Below are 23,049 nucleotides of genomic sequence, written 5' to 3'. Positions count from 1 at the left end.
GGTGGACCTCGACATCGCCCAGGTGCGGGCCTTCGTCGTCACCGCGGAGCAGCGGCACTTCGGCCGCGCCGCGCAGGCGCTGTTCCTCACCCAGCAGGCGCTGTCGAAGCGGATCCGGCGGCTCGAGAGCGCGCTCGCGGTCCCGCTGTTCCTGCGCACCAACCGCACGGTGGAGCTGACCGCCGACGGCGAGCGGTTCCTCCCGCACGCCCGGGACCTGCTGCGGGTGGCCGACGCGGCGGTGGCCGCGATGGGCGCCGACGACCGGCCGCTGCGCCTGGACGTCGTCGACTTCCGGCTGTCCCCGATGTTCCTGCTGCGCCGGCTCGCCGAGCGGGATCCCGAGCTGCGGATCGAGCGGGCCGCCGGCCGCGGGTTCGCCAACGCCGTCGAGCCGCTGCTGTCCGGGGAGCTGGACGTCGCGATCGGCCGGGTCACCGGCTGCGGCCGGCCGCTGCCCGACGAGCTGGAGCAGCGGCCGATCCGGCTGGAGCCGCTGGTCGCGCTGCTCGCCCCGGAACACCCGCTGGCCGTGCTGGACGTCCTGCGCCTCGACGAGCTGCGCGCCGACGGGATCTGGCTGCCGGGGCACAGCGGGCCCGGCGAATGGCTCTCGTACGTGGCGGAGCTGTGCGGGCGGTTCGGCGTGCCGATCGACGACTCCGGCGTCAGCTACGACCTGCGGCACACCCTGGAGCAGACCCGGTACGGCAAGCGGCGCGTCACCCTCGCCGGCGCGGACATGGAGCTCGCGCCCGACCTGAACCTGAAGGTGCTGCCGTTCGAGCCGTCGCCGCTGTTCCCGTGGTCGCTGGTGTGGCGGCGCGGGAAGGCGCACCCGGCGCTGCGGCGGCTGCTGGCGCTGGCCGGGCGCACCAGCCGTGAAGAGGGCTGGTGCGCCTACGACCCGGAGCGCTCCTGGCTGCCGGCGGACGACCTCAGCCTCGCAACCGCCGTCCGAACCACTCCGTGAACGCCGCGTCGACGTGCTTCGCTTCCGGTGACCCCGGCGCGAACTCGTGCGCCATCGCTGCGACCTCCACCAGTTCCGCGCGGTCGCCGAGCCGCTCGCGCAACGCCCTCGCGGGCTCCCGCACCGCGGCGTCGTCCGCTTCGCCCGCCACGATCAGCAGTGGCGTGGTCAGCTCACCGGCCCGGCGCACGAAGTCGTAGTGGTCGGCGACCGCCCGGGATCGCGGCGACCACGGGTAGGTGACGTCGAAGAGCCGCTCGTTGCGGCCGATCACCGGCGCCAGCCGGGCGACCGGGCTGACCACCGCCGCGGCCTCGACGGCGACGTCCCCGCGAGCGAGCACCTCGAGTGCCACCAGCGAGCCCGCCGAGCCGCCGAAGACGCCGAGCGGGCCGTCCGCGCCCGGCAGCCGGTCCCGCAGTGCGGCCAGGGCCGCGGGGAACTCCGCCACGGCCTGCTCGGTGACAGGTTCGAAGACGTTGAGCACGGCGTCCTCGCTCGCCAGCCGGAACAGCTCCGCCGGACCGCCGTCCGGCAGCCGGGCCCCGGTCAGCGGCAGGCCGAGGTACACCCGCCACGCCCTCAGCCCGGCCATCGGCACCGCTTCGGCGAAGGCCTGCTCGCTCGCGGGCACCTCCATCAGGTGCCAGCCCGCCAGCAGAGCCGCCGGCGCGTCCGCGTCCGCCGGCGGCAAGGCCACGAACGGCACCCCGGCGGCGACACCCTCTATTGCTTCACGCATCTGGTTCTCCCTTGTCCCTCGGTCTGCCCCCAGCGAACCGCGGGACGGCGGGGTGGGTCCAACAGCCGTTCGGGCGCCCACGACAACCGATGGTTGTGACAGCCGTTCCCGGCCGGACGTCCTTTCGGGCAGACCTCACCGGCCGCGAGGCGGGGTCGCTCCACCCGGCCGCCCGAACCGGACGTAAGGTGCATCCCTACGGCGGTGCCCGGCCCGAAGGGCCCGCGCCAGGGTGAACAGCGGGTCACCGGGGAAACCGGCCACGCACCGGCCGTCGAAATGGGCGATGACATACTGTGGAAACACGGACGTCACCCATTCGCATAACGCGCCCGGATGCTTAGCATCGCTGCGTGACCAGGGACGAGCTGTAACGAAACGTCGTTCGCCTTTTCGTGCAATTCGTGTCGGTTGCGATCGTCACGATGTGGACACAGAGTAGTGAGGCCGCCTGTGCACAAGACGGGCGAGAGGGATATCTTCCTGCCCTAACCTAGCCCCTGTGTCGGGGGCAACGCCTACCGGCGGTGGTTGGTCATGGGAGGTAGTCGGTGTCAGGAGTGCGTTTTGGACGGGTTCTCGCCCTCGCGGCGGCGACGTCGCTTGCGCTGGCGGGCTGTGCCGGCGGCAGCAGCTCGTCGGGCAGCGGTGACAGCAGCACGCTGAAGATCGGGTTCATGGGCGACCTGACCGGTGAGAACTCCGGGATCGTGATCCCGCCCAACAACGGCGCCAAGCTCGCCATCGACGAGTACAACGCCACGAATCCTTCGGTCAAGCTCGAGCTGAAGAACTACGACAGCCAGGGCAAGCCGGAGCAGGCCACCTCGCTCGTGCAGACCGCGATCGGCACGGACAAGATCACCGCGCTCATCGGCCCCGCCTTCTCGGGTGAGTCGAAGGCCGTCGGCGGTGTCCTGGAGCAGGGCAAGGTCCCGAGCGTGTCGCCGTCGGCGACCAACCCGGGCCTGGCCGCGAACGGCTGGAAGTACTGGCACCGCGTCGTCGCGAACGACAACGACCAGGGCCCCGGCATCGCGAACTTCCTCATCACGGCGAAGTCGCCGAAGAACGCCTACGTCATCTCGGACGACCAGGAGTACAGCGTCGGCCTGGCCGACGCGTTCGAGAAGACCTTCAAGGACAAGGGCATCACGACCGAGCGCGACAAGTTCGCCAAGGACGCGTCGGACTACTCGTCGACCGTGCAGAAGGTCAAGGCCGCCAACCCGGACGTCATCACCTACGGCGGTTACTACGCCCAGGCCGGCCGTCTGCTCAAGCAGCTCCGCGACGGCGGCGTGAAGGCCACCTTCGCCACCGGTGACGGTTCGCTCGACCCGCAGCTGGTCTCGGGTGCGGGTGCCGCGGCCGCCGAAGGCGCCGTCGTCGGCTGCCCGTGCAACATCCCCGACGCGGGTGCCCCGGGCAACGAGTTCGCCACCAAGTACAAGGCGAAGTTCAACGTCGACCCGGCGATCTACGCGACCGAGGGCTACGACGCCGCGACCGCCATCATCAACGCGGTCAAGGCGGGCAACACCACCGGCGAGAAGATCAACGACTTCCTGAAGACCGAGGACTTCAAGGGCGCGTCGAAGCAGATCAAGTTCAAGGACAACGGCGAGCCGCAGACGAACGCGATCTACGTCTACCAGGTCGTCGGCGGGGTCATCAAGAACCTCGGCGCCTCGACCGAAGCCAAGATCACCGGCTGACGGAGCTAGAGAAACACCTAACGGGAGCGGGGGTGCTGTGCACGGGCACAGCACCCCCGCTCCCCGCCAATGTGGCGACCATCCTCGCCCCGTCAGGTAAGGCAACTACGTCATGTTCCAAGATCTGCAGAGCCAGTTTCTGGGCAGCACCATCGGCGGCCTGGTAGCCGGCTCCATCTACGCTCTCATCGCCCTCGGCTACACGATGGTCTACGGCGTGCTGCGGCTGATCAACTTCGCGCACTCCGAAATCTTCATGATCGGGACGATGACGTCCCTGTTCATCCTCATCGCCGTCGCGGGCGGCACCGCCCCGATCACCGTCGGCGTGCTCGGGATGATCGGCATCCTCCTGCTCATCGCGGTTTCGTCGGCGGCGGTGTCCGGTGGCTCGGCCATCGTGCTGGAGCAGCTGGCCTACCGGCCGCTGCGCAAGAAGGGCGCGACCCGCCTCGCCGCGCTGATCTCCGCGATCGGCGCCTCCCTGTTCCTGCAGGAGCTGTTCGGCCTCCTGATCATCCCCGCGCTGTCGGACAAGGCGGGCAAGGTCCAGCAGAACGCGCCCCGGTTCGTGCCGCACGAGGAGCTGTTCCGGATCGGCAACGGCGTCGTGCGCACCGACCACGTCTTCGTCGTCATCGCCGCCGTCGTCGTGATGGTGGTGCTCGACCAGCTGGTCAGCCGCACCCGCATCGGCCGCGGCATCCGGGCGACCGCCCAGGACCCCGAAGCCGCCGTCCTCATGGGCGTCAGCATCGACCGCATCGTCCGGATCACGTTCCTGCTCGGCGGGGCGATGGCCGGTGTCGCCGCGGCGCTCTACGTCATGGAATACGAGAACACCGACTACCGGGTCGGCTTCCTGCTCGGGATCAAGGCGTTCACCGCGGCCGTGCTCGGCGGCATCGGCAACCTGCGCGGCGCCCTGCTCGGCGGCATCGTGCTGGGCCTGGTCGAGAACTGGAGCTCGATCTTCCTCGGCTCCGAGTGGAAGGACGTCACCGCGTTCGTGGTCCTCGTCCTCGTGCTCATGCTCCGGCCCACCGGCATCCTCGGTGAATCCCTGCAGCGGGCACGCGCATGAAAGGCGACGGAGTGGCTGAACAGAACGAAACCCGCGCCCGGAAGGGTTTCCACCCCATCGACGGCATGCGCGACTGGTGGGCCGACGCGCCGCACTGGCAGCGCTACGGCGTCTACATCGCACTGATCGTCCTGGTCCTGATCCTGCCCGCACCGTGGATCGGGTCGTTCATGTCCCCGTACTCGGACTGGACGACGGTGCTGATCTTCCCGGTCGGCACGTACATCCTGCTGGCCGTCGGCCTGAACATCGTGGTCGGCCACGCGGGCATGCTGGACCTCGGGTACGTCGCGTTCTTCGCGATCGGCGCCTACACGTGGGCCTCGATCGGCACGACCTACGGCTGGTCGTTCTGGCCGACGGTGCTGCTGGGCATCTTCCTGGCCTCGGTGTCGGGCGTCATCCTCGGCGCCCCGACGCTCCGGCTGCGCGGTGACTACCTGGCCATCGTGACACTCGGCTTCGGTGAGATCGTCCGGATCACGGCGAACAACACCGACGGCATCGGCGGCGCGCGCGGCATCACGAACGTCCCGCACCCCGAGCCGCTGTTCGGCATGGAGTTCTTCCTCGACCCGGCGCCGTACTACTACCTGATGGTGGTGGCGATCGTGCTCGTCATCGTCTTCTCGGTGCGGCTCACCAAGAGCCGGGTCGGGCGGGCGTGGGCGGCGATCCGCGAGGACGAGGACGCGGCCGAGCTGATGGGCGTGCCGACGTTCAAGTTCAAGCTCCTCGCCTTCGCCATCGGCGCCATGATCGGCGGGTTCGCCGGCACGATCTACGCGAGCAAGGCCGTGTTCATCGAGCCGAACAACTTCCCGTTCATCCTGTCCGCGACCATCCTGGCCGCGGTCGTGCTGGGCGGCTCGGGCAACCTCCCCGGCGTCATCCTCGGTGCGTTCGTGATCGCGTGGCTGCCGGAGCGGTTCCGGCAGTTCAACGACTACCGCGTCCTCATCTTCGGCGCCGTGCTGGTGCTGATGATGGCGCTGCGGCCGGAGGGCCTGCTGCCGTCGCGGCAGCGCAAGGCCGAACTACGGGAAGGAACCGGCGGCATGGGCGCCATGGGCGCGGAAGTGGCCGGCCCCGACTCCGAGGCTTCGGCGGAGGTGACGAAGTGAGCGGGCTGCTCGAATTCGACAACGTGACCATGCGCTTCGGCGGCGTCACGGCGTTGCGCGAGGTCAACCTCAGCATCAACGAAGGCGAGATCTTCGCCCTCATCGGCCCGAACGGCGCGGGCAAGACCACGGTGTTCAACGTGGTCACCGGCGTCTACCAGCCGACCGAGGGCCAGGTCCGCTTCGACGGCGACCGCATCGACGGCATGAAGCGCTTCAAGGTCACCAAGCGCGGCATCGCCCGGACGTTCCAGAACATCCGGCTGTTCCACAACATGTCGGCGCTGGAGAACGTCATGGTGGGCGTCGACGCGCACCACAAGACGGGCGCGATCGGCGCGACGCTCGGCCTGCCGTGGCACCGCAAGGAAGAGAAGCACGGCCGGGAGCGGGCGCGTGAGCTGCTCGAGTTCGTCGGCATCGGCGGGGTCGAGCACAACGTCGCGAAGAACCTCTCCTACGGCGACCAGCGCCGCCTGGAGATCGCGCGGGCCCTCGCCACCGACCCGAAGCTGCTCCTGCTCGACGAGCCCGCCGCGGGCATGAACCCCGCGGAGAAGAACGCCCTGCAGGCGCTGATCCGCAAGATCCGGGACGACGGCCGCACCGTGCTGCTGATCGAGCACGACATGGGCCTGGTCATGCACATCAGCGACCGGCTGGCCGTGCTCGACTTCGGCCAGAAGATCGCAGAAGGGCTGCCGCACGAGGTGCAGAACAACCAGAAGGTGATCGAGGCGTATCTGGGGGTGTCCGAAGATGCTTCTTGAGGTCGAGGACATCAACGTCCACTACGGCAAGATCGCGGCCCTCAAGGGCATGAGCATCCAGGTCGACGAGGGTGAGATCGTCTCCCTCATCGGCGCCAACGGCGCCGGCAAGACCACGACGCTCAAGACGATCTCGGGACTGCGTCCGCTCACCAGCGGCCGGATCCTGTTCAACGGCCAGGACATCTCGAAGACCCCGGGGCACAAGCGCGTGCTGCTCGGGATCGGCCAGTCACCGGAAGGCCGGGGCGTGTTCCCCGGCATGACGGTGCAGGAGAACCTCCTGATGGGTGCCTACACCCGCAAGGACGACCTCCAGGCCGACCTCGACGAGGTCTACGAGCTGTTCCCGCGGCTCAACGAGCGGAAGACGCAGTTCGGCGGCACGATGTCGGGCGGCGAGCAGCAGATGATCGCCATCGGCCGCGCGCTGATGACGAAGCCGAAGGTGCTGCTGCTCGACGAGCCGTCGATGGGCCTGGCGCCGATGCTGATCGCGCAGATCTTCGACATCATCCGCGAGATCAACAAGCGCGGCACCACGGTGCTGCTGGTCGAGCAGAACGCCCAGCAGGCGCTGAAGCTCTCGGACCGCGCGTACGTGCTCGAAACGGGCCGCGTGGTCCAGAGCGCACCCGGGGCCGAGCTGCTGAACGACCCGAAGGTCCGGGCCGCCTACCTCGGTGGCGACCTGGGCGTCTGAGATTGTTTTCAAGGGGCCCGGTCTTCGGACCGGGCCCCTTTCTCATATCTTGATGTCGGTGCCGTTGACGTTCTTCATGTCGGTGATGGTGGGGCCGCCGAAGGCCCGGAGACTGACCGGCTTGCGGTCCTTCGGGATGTCCCAGTAGAGGTCGAACTCGACGCGCACGCTGTGCCCGAGGTCGAACTGGGCGGGCTGGCGCTTGATCAGCATGGCCTGCTCGTCCGGCGGGTGGGTGGCACCCTTGTCGTCGACCAGCAGCTGGCGCATCGTGTCGAACAGGACGCTCGAGGTGCCGGTGTTGGTCACGACGAGCCGCAGCCGGACGTACTGGCCCTTGGCGAGCATCTCGGTGTGGCTGCCGGTGATGCTCGGCAGGCCCGCGGCGAAGCCGATCAGGGTGAACTCGGTGTCCCCGTTCTTGGCGGGCGGCACCTTGAGGGCGGTCTCGTCGGGCCGCACCGGGCGTGGCGGCAGTTCATAGGTCGCCGGCGCGGGTGGTGTGCTCGGCTCGGCGCTTGCGCAGCCGCTCAGGAGCATCAGGACGGCAACGGCCGGCAGGAGCAGTCTCACCAGGGTGATTCTGCCCCGCCGGCCGCCGGTCCTGCTAGGTGCCGATGCTTTCGACGACCGCCTCGGCGACGGCCTTCATCGTGGTCCGGCGGTCCATCGCGGTGCGCTGGATCCACCGGAAGGCATCCGGCTCGGTGAGGCCCTGCCGGCTCATCAGCAGGCCCTTGGCGCGGTCGATGACCTTCCGCGTCTCGAGCCGGTCGGTGAGCCCGGCCACCTCGGCCTCGAGAGCCTGCAGCTCCGAGAACCGGCTGACGGCCAGCTCGATCGCCGGCACGAGGTCACGCTTCGCGAACGGCTTGACGAGGTAGGCCATGGTGCCCGCGTCCCGCGCCCGTTCGACGAGGTCACGCTGGCTGAAAGCGGTCAGGATCACCACGGGGGCGATCCGGTCACTGGTGATCTTGGACGCGGCCTCGATGCCGTCCAGCTTGGGCATCTTGACGTCGAGGATCACGAGGTCGGGCTTGAGATCGGTGGCCAGCGCGATGGCCTGTTCGCCATCCCCTGCCTCACCGACCACCTCGTAGCCCTCTTCGCGCAGCATTTCGACGAGGTCCAGCCGGATGAGCGCCTCGTCCTCCGCAACGAGCACCCGACGCTGCGGCACGGTGGCGGCACCGTTGGCCTCGGTAGCCTGATCGGTCACCGGGGTCCTCCTGAAGACTCGGCGGAACGTTCGTTTCGCGGCGTTCCGCGAAGCCTGAAGCCTACCGGGAACGATCCAGTTCAAGAGATGGCGTTCACCACGTAGTGGCCAGCGCGACACCCCAGCCCCCGAACACGGGCGGCGTCCGGTGATCCCGTAGAGTCACCATGCCAAGCCCCCGTAGCCCAACTGGCAGAGGCAACGGATTCAAAACCCGTCCAGTGTGAGTTCGAATCTCACCGGGGGCACTTGTGAGTAACAGCAGAACACGGCCCCTGACCAGGCGGTACCTGGACCGGGGCCGCACTTGTCCGGTCCGGCTGTGTCCGGGGCTGTCCGGCCGTCTACGGCCCTCCGCCCCCTATGCGCCCCCGCGATCCCCCCGCCGGCGATGACCTTGGCGTAGATCTGGTGTAGGACAGCCACTGAGTGCCCAGCCCACTCCGCGCACTGGGCAGACGGCACGCCAGCGGCCAGCCAGGTGGACACACACGCGTGTCGGAGGTCGTACGGACGCTTAGCCAGCGGCGAGCCGTACTCGTCCTCTGAGAGCGCGCTCTTCCGTGCCTTGTCCCACACCCGGCCGATGGTGGACTCCGCGAGGTCTCCCCCAGTCAGGTTTCGGAACAGCCGGCCATCGGCCGCCGTGCCGAGCGTGTTCAGGTGGCTGTGCAGATTCGAGCAGGGCGACTGCGAACCGCACTTGACGTGACAGGGCCAGAGCCGCTTCCCAAGGACCACCCACTCAAGAATTGCCCCGGCGCCATCATAAGCCCACATTCCGCACGAACCGTGCCTGGCACCAATGCGCTCTGCTACAAAGTGGCAGTCGACCAAGTCACAATATTCCTCGTGGGTAAGGTTCCACCGAACGCAGCGCTACGCCACCAATCTGACGGTTGTCGCAATGGACAGCAACGGAACTAGTCTCGCTGATTCAAGTGCCAGAGCACTCGTAGGACCAAGTACAGTTCAAGCCCGTCGACAGCAAACCCGAAGATCTTGCCTAGACTGTCTAGCCACTGCGGAGCTCCAATCTGCATCACAGCGCCAACCTGGAGCAGGACCAACAAAAGCAGCGATGGCGCAGCCCTCCGGAGACCAACCGGAACTCGCATCCGAATAATTTCGGGCGGTTCACCAAGAACGCCTTCCTGCGGCAGCAGGACATCACTGAAGGCGGTTGAGTCCAACGGCTCAGAGGCCATTCTCGGATATGAGTCTTGCTGCGCCGCCAAAGCACTTGCTATCGCCTCGACGCCCCGGAAGCTCGTCGAGCTGACACCAGCCTTGGCATCGAACAAGCTGGACACCGAACCGAGCGCGCCCGACCTCTCCGAGAGCGTTGACCCCGTCATCGCGGCGAACATAGCCCCTGTGCCCGCCACCTTGTTGACGTCGCGCAACGCCGGATGCACCCCTCCGAACCCGTTTGCAGAGGCCATCGCAGCAAGCACGCCCGCCGAGCCGGTCGCAACCCCCGGCAGCGACCCAACACCAGCTTTCGCGTCGAACAGGCTGGAGACCGAGCCAAGCGCACCCATCCACGCCGGCTTCTCCGACAACGTCGAGCCAGCCATCGCGGCCAATATCGATCCCACGCCAGCTCCGCTAACGCCCATCGCACCCGCGCCGAACTTCCCAGCAACTAAGCCCGCCACCGCGCTCACAGCGCCCGCCCAACCCGGCGACAACTTCTCCGGCGACACCGTCCAGGCACTGAAACTCCGATCCGACAAGGCAGGCCCCGCCGTTGCAGCGAGAGCCGACAGTGAGCTCGTCGCCAACCCCGGCCACACGGCTGCCTCAGCCTTTACGTCGAACAGGCTGGACACAGAGCTGAGCGCGCGCAGCCCCGCCAAGGCCCCGAGCACGTGCGAAGATCCTACGGGCTTTGCCGCAGCTAGAAACCGGCCAGAAGATGCCGACGCCGCCATTGCAAGCACCGATCCCGCGCCCGCCACCTTGTTGACGTCGCGCAACGCCGGATGCACCCCTCCGAACCCGTTTGCAGAGGCCATCGCAGCAAGCACGCCCGCCGAGCCGGTCGCAACCCCCGGCAGCGACCCAACACCAGCTTTCGCGTCGAACAGGCTGGAGACCGAGCCAAGCGCACCCATCCACGCCGGCTTCTCCGACAACGTCGAGCCAGCCATCGCGGCCAGCGTCGGTCCGGCTAGCTCATCAAACTTCCGCTTGGCCACCAAAGGCTCGGACACCCTGTCGTGAGCACGACCGTCGTCGACAACCGATTTAGCTGAACTTTCGACGACCGGACTCTTATTGCCGCTCTTCTTGTCCTTCTTGCTCTTCGACATCAGCACCTCGCATCGTGGTGACCACGAGCACCGAGTCAGGACGTGGCGATCCTCATTCTAACCCGAATGCCAGTTAAGTCGTGGCATCGACACAACATGTGGTGTCGATAGGCCAGGACGTCCCCTACCTGTTGATCAACTCGAACTGACGAACGAACGCCGAGAAGGTCGACAGCTCTCACCTCACCAGCACGTCACCCCCTGGGCGCCCCGCTGGCGGCCAATGAGCACGACTTATGCAGGTCAGAGATCAGTTCCATGATCCGTTCAAACCCTTCCAGTGTGAGTTCGAATCTCACTGGGGGCACTCGCGAGCACCAGCAGAAAGCGGCCCATGACCAGGCATTATCTGGCCAGGGGCCGCACTTGTCTGGTCCGGCTGTGCCCGGCCCTCCACCCTCGCCAGTCGAGCGCCTTCTCGATCTGGCTGTGAGCTGCCGACGCCAGGCCGGTTGGGCGTGCAGGATCGCCGTCGATGGCGGTGGCGACGCTCTCGGCGCTCCCCACCCTTTCCCGGGGAGTGTGAGTTCGCCTTGCGCAGCACGGCCGCCTCTTCCGGGCGGAGAGCCGCGTAATACATGACAGCGAAGAACGCCACGAGGTGGGTCCAAAACGACCGGAACCGACATTTTTACCGCCGCGTGCGCAGCGATGGCAAGACGCGGTGCCCATGGCGGAGGCTCGCCAGGTGATCGGCGAATGAGCGCACTCCCTGGAGTCCGAGGGTCGGTGTTCAGCCTGAGCGACGAGGTCTTCGCACTCCGCAGGTAGAGCGGGCTCGGCGGGTGTGATCACAAACCTGCTGCTGCTCGTCGTGAACCATCTCCGGTCGTGCCTTTCTCCGTATTGCCGAAAGGCATCTTCGGAGATGTCGGTCGTGAATGGTCGCGCGGGATACTCGACGTATCGATGCGAAGTATCCCGTGTAGACGGACGTGCGGATTTTGTTCGGCGTTAGGGGCAAGTGGATGAGCGACGTTGACGGCCACGCCGAGGAGGCCGATGCGCCTGCCATCGCGATCGTCGGGCTTTCGTGTCGGTTGCCCGGGGCCGGGGACGCCCGCCGGTACTGGCACAACCTGCGTACCGGGGTCGAGGGGATCAGCCGGTTCCGGCTGGACGACGTCATCGCCGCCGGGGTGCCGGTCGAGGTGGCCAGGCATCCCGACTACGTGCCCGTGCGCGGGTTGATCGAGCAGGGTGAGTGCTTCGACCACGCGTTCTTCGGCTACAGCCCGGCCGAGGCGGCCGGGATGGACCCCCAGCAGCGCGTGTTCCTGGAAGCGTGCTCCGCGGCTTTGGACGACGCGGGCATCGACCCGCAGCGGTTCCCCGGCTGGCTGGGTGTCTTCGCCGGGTCCGACCGGGTGAACCAGGACCTCGTGGACCCGGCGGACGAGGTGGCCGCGATGGTCGGCTACGAGAAGGACTTCCTGGCCACCCGGGTCGCCTACAAACTCGGGTTGCGCGGGCCCGCGATCACCGTGCAGACGGCGTGTTCCACGGCGCTGGTCGCGGTGCACCAGGCGGCCTCGAGCCTCACCAACCACGAGTGCGACGCGGCACTCGCCGGTGGCGTCGCGTTGTGGTTGCCCCAGGCCAACGGCTACCTCTACCAGGAGGGCAGCGTCGTGTCGGCGGACGGCCACTGCCGCCCGTTCGACGCCGATGCCAGCGGCACCGTGTTCAGCAGCGGGGTCGGCGTGGTGGTGCTGCGCAGGCTGGAGGACGCCCTCGCCGACGGTGACCGGATCATCGCGGTGCTGCGCGGCTCGGCCGTGAACAACGACGGCGGCCAGAAGATCGGCTACGTCGCCCCGTCCATCGCCGGGCAGCGCGAGGTGATCGGCTTCGCGCAGGCCGTCGCCGGGGTGGACCCGGCCGACATCCACTACGTCGAGGCGCACGGCACCGGCACGAAGGTGGGTGACCCGGTCGAGCTGGCGGCGCTCACGTCCGCGTTCCGCGAGTCCACCGACGGTGTCGGGTACTGCTGGCTGGGGTCGGCGAAGGGCAACATCGGGCACACCGGCGCCGCGGCCGGCGTCGCCGGGCTGATCAAGGCCGCACTGGTGCTGAAGAACCGGCACCTGGTGCCCACCCTGCACTACCGCAGGCCGAACCCCGAGCTGGAACTCGAGTCCAGCCCGTTCCGGATCGCGACCACGGTCGAGCCGTTGCCGGCCGACGGGCCGTTGCTCGCCGGGGTCAGTTCGTTCGGCATGGGCGGTACGAACGCGCACGCGATCCTGGAGTCGGCGCCGGTCGCGTCCCGACGAAGCATCCAGCGCAAGCCACGCGTGTTCTGCCTGTCCGCGGCCACGCCGAAGGCGCTGGAGCGGCTGGGGTCCGACGTCGCCGAGGCACTGGCCGAGCCCGCCGAGGACGACCAGACGGCCGAGGACGTGGCGTGGACCCTGGCTCAGGGACGGCGACGCTTCCCGCACCGGATCGCGGTGGTGGCGACCGATCGCGCGGAGGTGTCGGCCGCGCTGCGGGACGGTCCGCCGGCTCGCCGGGCCGGTACGGGCACCCAGGCCGCGTTCCTGTTTCCCGGGCAGGGCACGCTGCGGGCCGGGTTCGGGGCCTCGGCGCACCGGCTGCTCCCGGCGTTCCGCGAGACCTTCGACGAGCTGGCCGACCTGGCCCGCGAGCGGTTCGCCGTGGACCTGGCCCAAGCCCTGCGACCCGACTGTGACACCGCGTGGTTGCGCGACACGGCCCACCAGCAACTGGCGCTGTTCTCGATCGGCTACGCCTTGGCTCGGCAGTTCCTCCAGTTCGGCGTCCAGCCCGCCGCCATGCTGGGACACAGCGTCGGCGAGTACGTGGCGGCGACGGTGTCCGGGCTGTGGCAGCCCTCGGACGCGCTCGGGCTGATCCACGAGCGCGGGCTGGCGATGCGGGACACCGAACCGGGGCTGATGCTGAGCACGGCCGCGCCCGCCGAGCACGTGCGGGACCTGCTCGAGGCCCATCCCGGCCTGTCCGTCGCGGTCGCGGGTCCCGTGCACACCGTGCTCGCCGGGCCGCCGCCGGCCGTCGAGGTGGCGATGGCCGCGCTGCGGCGCTACGGGACGGCCGACAGCAGACTGCTGGACACGGACCGGGCCTTCCACTCGCCGCGGATCCAGCCCGCCGCGCGACGGCTGGGCCGTGCGGTCGCCGCGACGCCGCACGGGGTCCCCACGGTGCCGTTCCTGTCGAACCTGACCGGCGGCCTCGCCGAGCCGGCCCAGGTCGCCGACGCCGGCTACTGGGTGGACCAGCTGAGCAGCACGGTTCGCCTCGCGGACTGCGCCGAGGCGCTGCTGGCCGGTCCGAGCCAGGTGTTCCTGGAGCTGGGGCCGGGCCAGACGATGACCCGCATGCTCCGCGCGCATCCGGCCTGGACGCCCGAACGGCTGGCCGTGCCCCTGGCCGGGCGCTCGGGCGATCCCGAGGAGGCCGGTGTGCTGTCCGCGCTGGCCCGCCTGTGGGAGCGGGGGTTCGAGGCCGGTGTCGACGGGTTGTTCGAGGACGGCCAGCCGCGCCGTACCGCGCTGCCGCCGCATCCGTTCGAGCCGGTCAGGTGCGAGCGGCCGATCGCGCGGGCGGCGAGCCGGTCCGGGCTGCGGCACGACGCGGTGCTGACCATCGGCGACGTGCCCGCCCCGGGCGTGGTGCGGTCGCTCGGCCAGGGGTCGGCGTGGTTCGGCGCGATTCGCCCGTCCGAAGTAGACAGTGCGGTCACGGCCGTGTCCCGGGACGGGGCGGTCTCCCCCGTCGTCGTGGCCGGACCCGGTGTCGCCGTGGGGGAAGCACTGGCGCGGGCGTGCGGCTCCGTCGGGATCCGGCTGGTGCTCGTCGGCGCGGCCGACCCGGTCACGGTGGACGAGGCGCGTGCGGCCGCGCCCGATTTCGTGACCGTGCTGGATCTCGGCGGCGAAGCGCCGCCCGGCGAGGCGCCGGTGGGCGCCTGGGGCGGGTGGTACGCCTGGCGCGAGAACCGGTGGTGGCTGCTGGACGAGGCGCCCCGGCCCGCGGCCGAACGACGGGTCGAGGAAGAACCGGTCGAGACGGCGGACTTCGCCGCTCCACGCAACGAGGCCGAGGTGGCGATCGCCGCCGTGTGGCGGGAGCTGCTGGGTGTCGAGCGGATCGGGGTGCACGACGACTTCTTCGAACTGGGCGGGCATTCGCTGCTGACGACGCGGCTCGCCGCCCGGTTGCGCGCGTTGTTCGACGCCGATCTCCCCCTCGACCTGGTCCTGGACAACCCGACGGTGGCCGGGCTCGCGGCCGCCGTGCGCGGCGGTGCCGGACCGAGGGGTGCGACGGTGGCACCTCGGCCGCATCCGGATGATCCGGTACCGCTCGTTCCCGGGCAGCGCCGGTTGTGGATCCTCGACCAGTTCGACCCGGCCGCGGCGTACTCCCTTCCGCTCGTCCTCAGGCTCACCGGGGAACTCGACGAGCGCGCGCTCACCACGGCGTTGACCGAAATCGTGCGCCGGCACGAGGCTCTGCGCACGGTGCTGCCGCTCCGCGACGGTGAGCCGGTGCAGGTGGTGCTGCCCGCCGAGCCGGTCGACCTGTCCATCGTGGACACCTCGGAGGCCGGGCTCGAGGGGATGCTGCGCGACGATCTGCGGCGCCCCTTCGACCTCGCGGCGGGCCCGCTGTTCCGGGCCACGTTGTTCCGCGTGGCGGCCACGACGCACGTGCTGGCCCTGTGTCAGCACCACATCATTTCCGACGGGTGGTCGCTGGACATCATCTGTGCCGAGCTGGCCACGCTCTACAACGCCTACCGTGCGGGCGAACCGTCACCGCTGCCCGAGCCCGCGCTCCAGTACGCCGATTTCGCCGCGTACCAGCAGGACACGACGGCTGATCTCGAGTACTGGCGCCACCGGCTGGCCGGCTCGGTGGATCTCGACCTGCCCACCGATCGCCCTCGGCCCGCGCAGCAGAGCTACGCCGGGGCCGTTGTCGTCCGTGACCTCCCGCCGGACCTGTCCGACCGGGTGCGCCGGCTCGGGCTGGACCGCCAGGCGACGCTGTACATGACGTTGCTCGCCGCGTTGACGGCCTTGGTGCACCGCTACACCGGCCAGGAGGACATCTGCGTCGGCACACCGGTGGCCGGCCGCGCCAGGGTCGAGCTGGAGCACGTCGTCGGGTTCTTCGTGAACACCCTGGTGCTGCGCAACGAACTGGACCCCGGCCTGTCCTTCGCGGCCTTGCTGGAGCGGGTGCGGGAGTCGACGCGGGGCGCACTGGCGCACCAGGAGCTCCCGTTCGACCAGCTGGTCGACGACCTGCGGCGGCCGCGCGATCCCAGCCGCAACCCCCTGTTCCAAGTGATGTTCAACCTCCTCGGCGGGGACGCGGACGTGCCGATGGACGGGCTGGGCGTGGCGGGCCAGGACGTCGACATGGCGATGGCCCAGGTCGACCTCGCGCTCGACGTGTCCGACCGCGCCGGTGGGCTTTCGTGCCGGCTGGAGTACAACACGGACCTGTTCGACGCCTCGACGGCACGACGTTTCCTCGCGCACCTCGAAGCACTGCTGACGGCCTGCGCCGCCGCGCCGGACACCCCGATCGGCGAGCTCGAACTGCTGTCCGCGGCGGATCGGTCCCTGATCCTGACGAAGTGGAACGACACGGCGCTGGACGTTCCCGCCGGGACCGTCGTGGACGTGTTCGAGCGGCAGGCGCGGCTCACCCCGGACGCCACCGCCCTGGTCGGCGTGGGCACGCGGTGGACGTTCGCGGAGCTGAACGCGCGAGCCAACCAGCTGGCCCGGCTCCTGCCCGGAGTGGGTCCCGAGGAACGGGTCGCCGTCGTACTGCCCCGCACGGCCGACATCGTGGTGTCGATCCTCGCGATCCTCAAGGCCGGTGCGGCCTACCTGCCGGTCGACCCGGATCTGCCGGACGACCGGATCGCGCACATGCTCGCCGACGCCGAGCCGGCGCTGGTGATCACGAACCTCGCCCTGGCCGGCGAGCTCGGCGACGTCCGGTGCGTCGTCCTGGACGATCCGGCGACCGCCGAGCGCCTGAGGGGGACGGACGCGGCCGATCTCGGTACGGCGATCGACCCGTCTCATGCCGCGTACCTCATCTACACGTCCGGCTCGACCGGCGTCCCCAAGGCAGTCGTCGTCGAGCACCGCAACCTGGCCAACCTGTTCGCCGAACACCGGCGGACCCTGTTCTCCCGCGCGGCAGGCCCGATCAGCGTCGCCGTCACGGCGTCGTTCTCGTTCGACACGTCGTGGGACGAGGTCCTCTGGATGATCGCCGGGCACGAGCTGCACGTGATCGACGCGGACGTGCGGGCCGACCCGGCTGCGCTGGTCGAGTACGTCGTGGCCCACGAGATCGATTTCCTCGACCTGACGCCGTCCTACGCCAAGCCGCTCATCGCGGCCGGGCTGCTCGACCCGGCCCGCCGTCCGCCGGCCATGGTCATGGTCGGCGGCGAGGCGATCGACCAGCAGCTGTGGGACGAGCTCGCCGCCGCACCGCGCACCGCCGCGTACAACTACTACGGGCCGACGGAATGCACGGTCGACACGGTGTCCGCGCGGATCGTGGCCGGCCGGGCGGTCACCCTCGGCACACCCGTCGCCAACACCCGCGCCTACGTGCTCGGCCCCGGCCTCCGGCCCGTGCCGCCCGGCGTCGCCGGCGAGCTGTACCTGGCCGGTGCGAGCGTGGCGAGGGGCTACTTCCGCCGGCCCGAACTGACCGCGCAACGGTTCCTGCCGGACGCGTTCGGCCCGGCGGGTGACCGGATGTACGCGACCGGGGACCTCGTGCGCTGGCAGCCCGGCGGCACCCTCCAGTACCTCGGCCGCAACGACCAGCAGGTGAAGATCCGCGGGTTCCGCATCGAACTGGGTGAGATCGACGCGGTGCTGGCCGCGCACCCGGATGTCGCGGCGGCGGTGACCGTCGACCGGGAGGACCGGCCGGGTGACCTGCAGCTCGCCGGGTACGTGGTGGCCCGGCCGGGCGCGACGCTCGACGTGGCCGGCCTGCGCGCCGTCGCCGCGCGTTCACTGCCCTCCTACATGGTGCCCGCCGCGATCACCGTGATCGACCGGATTCCCTGCAACACCAGCGGAAAGCTGGATCGGTCGGCGTTGCCCGCGCCCGCGTTCGCCTCGGTGACGCGCCGGGCGCCGGGCACGCCGGCCGAGCGCGTGATCACCGACGTGTTCGCCGAGGTGCTCGAGGTCGAGGACGTCGGTGCCGACGACAACTTCTTCGAGCTGGGCGGGCATTCGCTGCTCGCCACCCGGTTGATCGCCCGCCTGCGGGCCGAGTTCGGCGTGGCGCCGACCGTGCGGACCCTCTTCGAACTGCCCACGCCCGCCGGGCTGGCCTCGTGGTTGCACGCCCCCGGCAGCACCGGCGGTGCCTTCGACGTCCTCCTGCCGATCCGGGCGGAAGGGGCCGGAGAGCCGCTGTTCTGCCTGCCACCGCTGGCCGGGTTGAGCTGGTGTTACGCCGGACTGCGCCGCTACCTGCCGGACCGGCCCGTCCACGGCCTCCAGGTGCGGGGCATCCGTGAGCCCGCCCGGCTGCCCACCGCACTGGCCGAACTGGTGGACGACTACGTCGGCGAGATCCGGCGGGTGCGCCCGAGCGGGCCGTACCACCTGCTCGGCTGGTCGGCCGGTGGCAACGTGGCGCACGCAGTCGCCGTACGCCTGCGCGACCTCGGGGAAACCGTCGGCACGCTGGTCCTGCTCGACTCGTACGTGGATCTCGGCGGGACGGCCGGGCGAGCGGAGATCACCGACACGATCACCCAGGATCTCGGCGTCGACCTGGCGGACGTGGTCGACGTCGACGCCGGAACCTTGGTCGACGCGGCGCTGCAGGTGCAGCGGCTCGTGACGGCGACGCGTCCGAAGAGGTTCGACGGGCACGTGCTCTACCTGACCGCGCAGCGCGACCGGGAAACCGGTTCGTCCCCTGTGGACGATTGGCGGCCGCTGGCCGGAAGCCTCACGGAACTCCCGATCGACTGTCATCACGGGGAAATGATGAGTAAGGGGCCGCTGGCCGAAATCGGCCCGGTCGTCGACGCGGAGCTGAAACGTACCGCGAAGGACTAGGGGAACCACGATGGTGTTCAGGAGCGCCTTGCGGCGCATGCGCGAGGACTTGGTCCCCGCGAGGGGCAACGAGCGCCGGTACGCACTGGCGATCTTCCTCGACTCGATCGGCGACGGGCTGTTCATCACCGGGACGACGGTGTTCGCGTTGCGCGTGGTCGGCCTGTCACCGCAGCAGGTCGGCTTGGCGCTGTCCGCGGCGGGGATCGCGGGCTTCCTCGGCGCCAGCACGCTGGGCCGGGTCGCCGACCGGTTCGGCCCGCGGCGCGTCATGATGGTGCTGTGCCTGGTGGACGCGCTCGCGCTGCTCTCCTACACGCTGGCCGGTTCGTTCGCGGCGTTCACCGTCGCGGCCTGCCTGGCGTCGGCCACCGGGTTCGGCAAGGGGCCGGCCAGCTCCGCCCTCGTCTCGACGATCACCACCGCGGAGCGCCGGATCCGGTTGCGGGCGCAGGTGCGTTCGCTCAGCAACCTCGGCTTCACCGTGGGTGCCGCGTTCGCCGGGCTGGCGCTCGCGATCGACACGATGCCCGCGTACTACGCCCTGCCGATCGGCGACGCGGCGTTCGTGCTGCTGGAGCTGCTGGTGATCCGTGGCCTGCCGGAGATCAGGGCCGTCGTCGCGGCGACGGCCCGCCGGTCGTTCACGGCCCTGCGGAACGTGCCGTTCCTGCTGACCACGGCGCTCAACGCGATGCTGACCATACACACGACACTGATCAACGTCGTGGTACCGCTGTGGATCCTCGGGCCGATGGGCGCGCCGGCGCCTCTGATCAGCGTGTTGCTGATGGTCAACACCGTGCTGGTCGTGGTGTTCCAGGTCCGGCTGAGCCGGGGGTCCGAGTCCTTGGCCGGCAGCATCCGGCTCGCCCGGTGGGCGGCCGCGGTGCTGGTGGCCGGGTGTGTGATCGCCGGTCTGTCCAAGGACCTCCCCATGGTCCCCGGCGTGCTGCTGATCGCCGTCTCGGTCGTGCTGCTGACCGTGGGCGAAATGGTGCAGTCCGGCGCGGCCTGGGGCTTGTTCTACGAACTCGCGCCGAAGCAGGCGCAGGGCGAGTACCTCGCCGGGCTGGAGATGAGCCTGGCCGCGCAGTCCATCCTCGGACCCGCGTTCGCCACGTGGCTGGTGCTCACGTTCGGCCTGTTCGGCTGGAGTGCGCTCGGCGGCCTGTTCCTGGGTGCCGCTGTCCTCATCGGACCGGCGGCGCAGTGGACCTCACGCCGGCTGGCTCGCCTGTACCCGCCTGCCGTCAAGACGGAGGAGCTGCCGGAGGCGGCGTGAGCCTACGACGCGAGCCGGTCGGCGGCGTCGACCTGGTCGCGCAGGCCGAGCAGCTCCCAGCGTTGCAAGGCAAGGGGTACGTTGCCCTCCAGCCAGAGCCGGTCGTGGAACGCCATCAGGTCGAAGGCACTCCCCTGCTCTCGCACGCAGTCGTTGAGCAACTCCAGGATCTGGAGCTTGCCGATCTGGTAGCTCAGGCCCTGACCGGGGTTGCCCGCGAAGAACGCGGCTTCGGCCACGGCGGTCGCGCGGTCCATCGGCACCCGCTCGGCCAGCTGGTCCGCGGCCTGCGCGAGGGTGAGCTCACCGACGGCGAGGCCGACGTCCACCTCGACCCGCAGCGCGCGCAGGCGCATCGCGTTGGCCACGAACAGGGCGCTGGTGGGTTCGTCGTCCAGCAACCCGGACTGGAGCATCAGCTCCTCGTTGTAGAACGCGACGCCCTCGTTGGGCGTGGAGTCGTAGTAGTGGCGGCGGATCGGGTCGGGATGCCGCCAGGACAACGCGAGCTGCTGCGCGTGCACGCCTTCGTGGATGATGCCGCAGCGGGGATCACGGGCGTCGGCGAGGGGGAAGTACGGCAGGTCCGGGCCGGGATCGGTCACGTAACGCAGCGCGTCCTCGCCCGGTCGGCTCTGGCCCGACGCGTGGTGCGGGACGCCGAGCCACGTCAGGGGCGCCAGGTAGTCCGGCATGGGCGCGAACCGGTACCGGCGCAGGCCGGCGGGCTGCCCGAGAATCCCTTCGCCGACGAGGAACCGGCGAACGGCCTGTTCGGCCGCGTCCTCGCGGGCGACGAGCGCAGGCAGGTCGGGCAGCTCCGGCGGCCGGCTGTGCCGGTACCGGTTGCGCAGCAGGGTTTCGGCAGCGACCGCCCGCTGCCACTCCTGCCGGCCCATGGCCAGCAACCGCGTCGCCGGGTACGGCAGCAACGCGACCCGGTGCAGGAAGTAGCCGAACGCGCCGGGGCCGATCGACGCCGCGCCCCGGAACTCGTCACGGTGCCGGCGGAGCCAGTCGCGGTAGGCGACCACGGCCGTCCTGGCCGTTTCGGCCGCCGCGGACAGGTCGGCGTGGCACCCCTCCGGCAGGTGCGGCGCCAGTGCGGACATGGCGGTCACGACGTCCTGGTCGGCGTGCGCGAGGAGGCCCAGTGCGTGCTCGGCGAACGACTCGACCGTCTCGCCGCCGAGGTTCGCCGTGGCCTGGCTCAGCGTCGACGGGACCTGGCGCAGCAATGCCACGAGCGTGTGCGCGCGTTCGGTGCCGAACGGCGCCGGTGCGAGCAACAGGTTGTAGACCGGGACGAGGGCCTGGTCCACGTAGAAGCCGGGGTTGCGCTGCCAACCGCGCAACAGGTCCAGTTCCCAGTGCACGCGGGCCACCGCCGAACCGAGCAGGCGGTGGTCGACCTGGACCGGGATGTCCTCTGTGGACACATCGATCGCGCGGTGCCGTCCGGCGAACCCGGACAACGCCGCGCGTCGTGCCGCGATCGCGGCGGGTGACCAGTCGGGTGTCCAGCCGGGTGGCCGCTCGACCCTCGTGATGTCGTCGTAGGAGTCGGGCTGGGTCGCCAGCCGCCAGTCCCAGAACTCCTTCGCCAGCGTCGAAAGTTCGGCGCGGGCCGACATGAGCAAGTTCACCTGTACTCCGCTCAGTTTCCCGGTACGGGCGCGGCGCCCACCAACGTCCGCCGCCGTGCGCTGGTCACCGCCCAGCGCGCGGCCACCGGCAGGCCGATCCCGGCCAGCAGGAAGACGGCGCCCAGCACGAGCCAGCCGGCCGGACCCAGTGCGACGAGCAGGGTGGTCATCACGGCGGGCGCGAGCATCGTGGCCGCCAGCTGACCGGTCGAGAAAACGCCCTGGTATTCGCCGTGTGCCTCGTGGGGCGTGAGGCCGACCGAGAGGCCGACCCCGCTGCCGATGAACAGCAGTTCCCCGACGACGGCGATCACGCCTCCCGCGATCAGGATGACGTAGACCATCGGGCTCGATTCGTGATAGCTGGTCGCGTAGACCAGGCACGAGCACGCGAGCGCCAGCCCGGACCACACGCCGAGCCTGCTCGCCCCGGCCACGGTGGCGCCGGTCCTGGCGATCCGGCGCATCATCACCGCGAGGACGGCCGCGTTGCCGCCCATGAGCACGCCGATGACCCAGGGCTGGGCCTGGGTGTGCGTCGCGATCCACAACGGCACGCCGATGTCGAGCATGCCCCAGTTCAGTGCCAGGACGCCGTTCAGGATCGTGATCGTCAGGAACGGGCGGTCACGCAGCACCAGGACGGCGCGCTTCTCCCTGCGGTCCTTCAGCGAACTCACGTGCGGCAGCTTGATCAGCGACGCCGCGAAGAGGAGGTTGACGGTTCCGTAGGCGAGGATCAGCGCCACGTAACCGGCGTGGCTGTCGACCGACAGCACGACCGCGCCGATCACGGCACCGACGACCATGCCGGCCTGGGCCATCGCGTTCGTCGCGGCGATCGACCTGATCCGGTCGGGGCCGCTCACCAGGCCGGCGATGAGGGCGGTGCGAATGCCGGGAACCGAACGCTCGCAGGCGATCGTCACGCAGGTCACCAGGATGATCACCCAGAACTGGTGTATCACGCCGAAGGACATCACGGCGAAGCCCTGCACCACCGTGATCCAGATGAGCACCTCGCGGGCGCCGAGCCGGTCCGCGAGATAGCCGAGCGGACCACCGATGATCATGCCCACGAGCCCGGCCAGCGTGACGCCGAACCCGAACTGTGCCGTCGACAGGCCGATCGATCGCGTGAAGAACAAGGCGTAGCAGGTGAACCAGGCGCCCTTGCCGACGCACAGGATCAGCGTGCCCGCGACGATCGGAGCCGTCGGCCCCCGCCGCAGGAGTCCCGGTGGCGCCTGTCCCGCCCGGATAGCTCGGCTCGAGGCCATCGGCGTCCAACTCTCCAGTAGCCAGTTTGGTGATCGAGCCTGTCATCCGCCGGCGGCCCGT

Annotated in this window: 15 protein-coding genes, 1 tRNA gene and 1 pseudogene; 10 read left to right on the top strand and 7 right to left on the bottom strand. The window is 69.8% G+C overall.

Going from position 1 to position 23,049, the window contains the following annotated elements:
- Window position 1 precedes the first annotated feature (1 nt).
- A complete protein-coding gene (locus ACIOD2_RS35940) occupies window positions 2–973 on the top strand; it encodes a LysR family transcriptional regulator (protein WP_400548519.1) in 972 nt (323 codons plus the stop codon).
- On the opposite strand, the gene ACIOD2_RS35935 is transcribed toward ACIOD2_RS35940, so the two are convergent.
- Window positions 939–1,715: an alpha/beta hydrolase family protein gene (locus ACIOD2_RS35935; protein ID WP_400548516.1), complete on the bottom strand. Its 777-nt coding sequence runs from the start codon at window positions 1,713–1,715 to the stop codon at window positions 939–941. The two genes, ACIOD2_RS35940 and ACIOD2_RS35935, sit on opposite strands and share 35 nt — an antisense overlap.
- A gap of 560 nt (window positions 1,716–2,275) precedes the next feature.
- On the opposite strand from ACIOD2_RS35935, the gene ACIOD2_RS35930 reads away from it, so the two are divergent.
- From ACIOD2_RS35930 to ACIOD2_RS35910, 5 genes are all read left to right on the top strand, one after another.
- Window positions 2,276–3,433, top strand: coding sequence for a branched-chain amino acid ABC transporter substrate-binding protein (locus ACIOD2_RS35930; RefSeq protein WP_400548513.1), 1,158 nt, complete (start codon window positions 2,276–2,278; stop codon window positions 3,431–3,433).
- A gap of 112 nt (window positions 3,434–3,545) precedes the next feature.
- Window positions 3,546–4,517 (top strand): branched-chain amino acid ABC transporter permease, encoded by a 972-nt coding sequence (locus ACIOD2_RS35925; protein WP_400548510.1) that lies wholly within the window; start codon window positions 3,546–3,548, stop codon window positions 4,515–4,517.
- Window positions 4,514–5,641 (top strand): branched-chain amino acid ABC transporter permease, encoded by a 1,128-nt coding sequence (locus tag ACIOD2_RS35920; RefSeq protein WP_400548507.1) that lies wholly within the window; start codon window positions 4,514–4,516, stop codon window positions 5,639–5,641. Before ACIOD2_RS35925 ends, ACIOD2_RS35920 begins: the two co-directional genes overlap by 4 nt.
- Window positions 5,638–6,411, top strand: a complete 774-nt coding sequence (locus ACIOD2_RS35915) for an ABC transporter ATP-binding protein (RefSeq protein WP_400548504.1) — start codon at window positions 5,638–5,640, stop codon at window positions 6,409–6,411. Before ACIOD2_RS35920 ends, ACIOD2_RS35915 begins: the two co-directional genes overlap by 4 nt.
- Window positions 6,401–7,114, top strand: a complete 714-nt coding sequence (locus ACIOD2_RS35910; RefSeq protein ID WP_323331221.1) for an ABC transporter ATP-binding protein — start codon at window positions 6,401–6,403, stop codon at window positions 7,112–7,114. Before ACIOD2_RS35915 ends, ACIOD2_RS35910 begins: the two co-directional genes overlap by 11 nt.
- A 42-nt stretch (window positions 7,115–7,156) precedes the next feature.
- Here the strand turns inward: ACIOD2_RS35910 and ACIOD2_RS35905 are convergent, their stop codons facing one another.
- Entirely contained in the window at window positions 7,157–7,687 is a 531-nt protein-coding gene (locus tag ACIOD2_RS35905) for a DUF4352 domain-containing protein (RefSeq protein WP_400548501.1), read from the bottom strand.
- A 34-nt stretch (window positions 7,688–7,721) separates the two neighbouring features.
- Window positions 7,722–8,336 carry an ANTAR domain-containing response regulator gene (locus tag ACIOD2_RS35900; RefSeq protein WP_400548498.1) on the bottom strand — a complete coding sequence of 205 codons (615 nt, stop codon included), beginning with the start codon at window positions 8,334–8,336 and terminating at the stop codon, window positions 7,722–7,724.
- Between the two features lie 174 nt (window positions 8,337–8,510).
- Here ACIOD2_RS35900 and ACIOD2_RS35895 point away from each other — a divergent pair.
- Window positions 8,511–8,584: transfer RNA gene (locus tag ACIOD2_RS35895), tRNA-Leu, on the top strand.
- 76 nt (window positions 8,585–8,660) lie between these two features.
- On the opposite strand, the pseudogene ACIOD2_RS35890 reads toward ACIOD2_RS35895, so the two are convergent.
- Window positions 8,661–9,011: pseudogene (locus ACIOD2_RS35890) on the bottom strand (integrase); the annotation flags it as partial.
- On the opposite strand from ACIOD2_RS35890, the gene ACIOD2_RS35885 reads away from it, so the two are divergent.
- Window positions 9,000–9,263, top strand: a complete 264-nt coding sequence (locus ACIOD2_RS35885) for an NAD(P)-dependent oxidoreductase (protein WP_400548495.1) — start codon at window positions 9,000–9,002, stop codon at window positions 9,261–9,263. The pseudogene ACIOD2_RS35890 and the gene ACIOD2_RS35885 overlap by 12 nt on opposite strands.
- Here the strand turns inward: ACIOD2_RS35885 and ACIOD2_RS35880 are convergent.
- A complete protein-coding gene (locus ACIOD2_RS35880; protein ID WP_400548492.1) occupies window positions 9,260–10,654 on the bottom strand; it encodes a hypothetical protein in 1,395 nt (464 codons plus the stop codon). The genes ACIOD2_RS35885 and ACIOD2_RS35880 overlap by 4 nt on opposite strands.
- Before the next feature lie 968 nt (window positions 10,655–11,622).
- Here ACIOD2_RS35880 and ACIOD2_RS35875 point away from each other — a divergent pair.
- Window positions 11,623–18,777: an amino acid adenylation domain-containing protein gene (locus tag ACIOD2_RS35875; RefSeq protein ID WP_400548489.1), complete on the top strand. Its 7,155-nt coding sequence runs from the start codon at window positions 11,623–11,625 to the stop codon at window positions 18,775–18,777.
- A gap of 37 nt (window positions 18,778–18,814) precedes the next feature.
- Entirely contained in the window at window positions 18,815–20,062 is a 1,248-nt protein-coding gene (locus tag ACIOD2_RS35870; RefSeq protein ID WP_400548486.1) for an MFS transporter, read from the top strand.
- A 2-nt stretch (window positions 20,063–20,064) separates the two neighbouring features.
- Here the strand turns inward: ACIOD2_RS35870 and ACIOD2_RS35865 are convergent, their stop codons facing one another.
- Together ACIOD2_RS35865 and ACIOD2_RS35860 are read right to left on the bottom strand one after the other, a co-directional pair.
- The gene (locus ACIOD2_RS35865) at window positions 20,065–21,708 is read right to left on the bottom strand and encodes a DUF885 family protein (protein WP_400548483.1); all 1,644 of its coding nucleotides are present in this window, start codon (window positions 21,706–21,708) and stop codon (window positions 20,065–20,067) included.
- Window positions 21,709–21,719: 11 nt separating this feature from the next.
- On the bottom strand, window positions 21,720–22,988 hold the full coding sequence (locus ACIOD2_RS35860) for an MFS transporter (protein WP_400548480.1): 1,269 nt from the start codon (window positions 22,986–22,988) through the stop codon (window positions 21,720–21,722).
- Between the last annotated feature and the right edge of the window lie 61 nt (window positions 22,989–23,049).

This window comes from Amycolatopsis sp. NPDC088138 (assembly GCF_044741685.1).
In the GTDB taxonomy this organism is placed as follows: Bacteria; Actinomycetota; Actinomycetes; order Mycobacteriales; family Pseudonocardiaceae; genus Amycolatopsis.
Note: the sequence above shows the minus strand (reverse complement) of the source record. Positions and strands in the feature narration are given on the sequence as shown.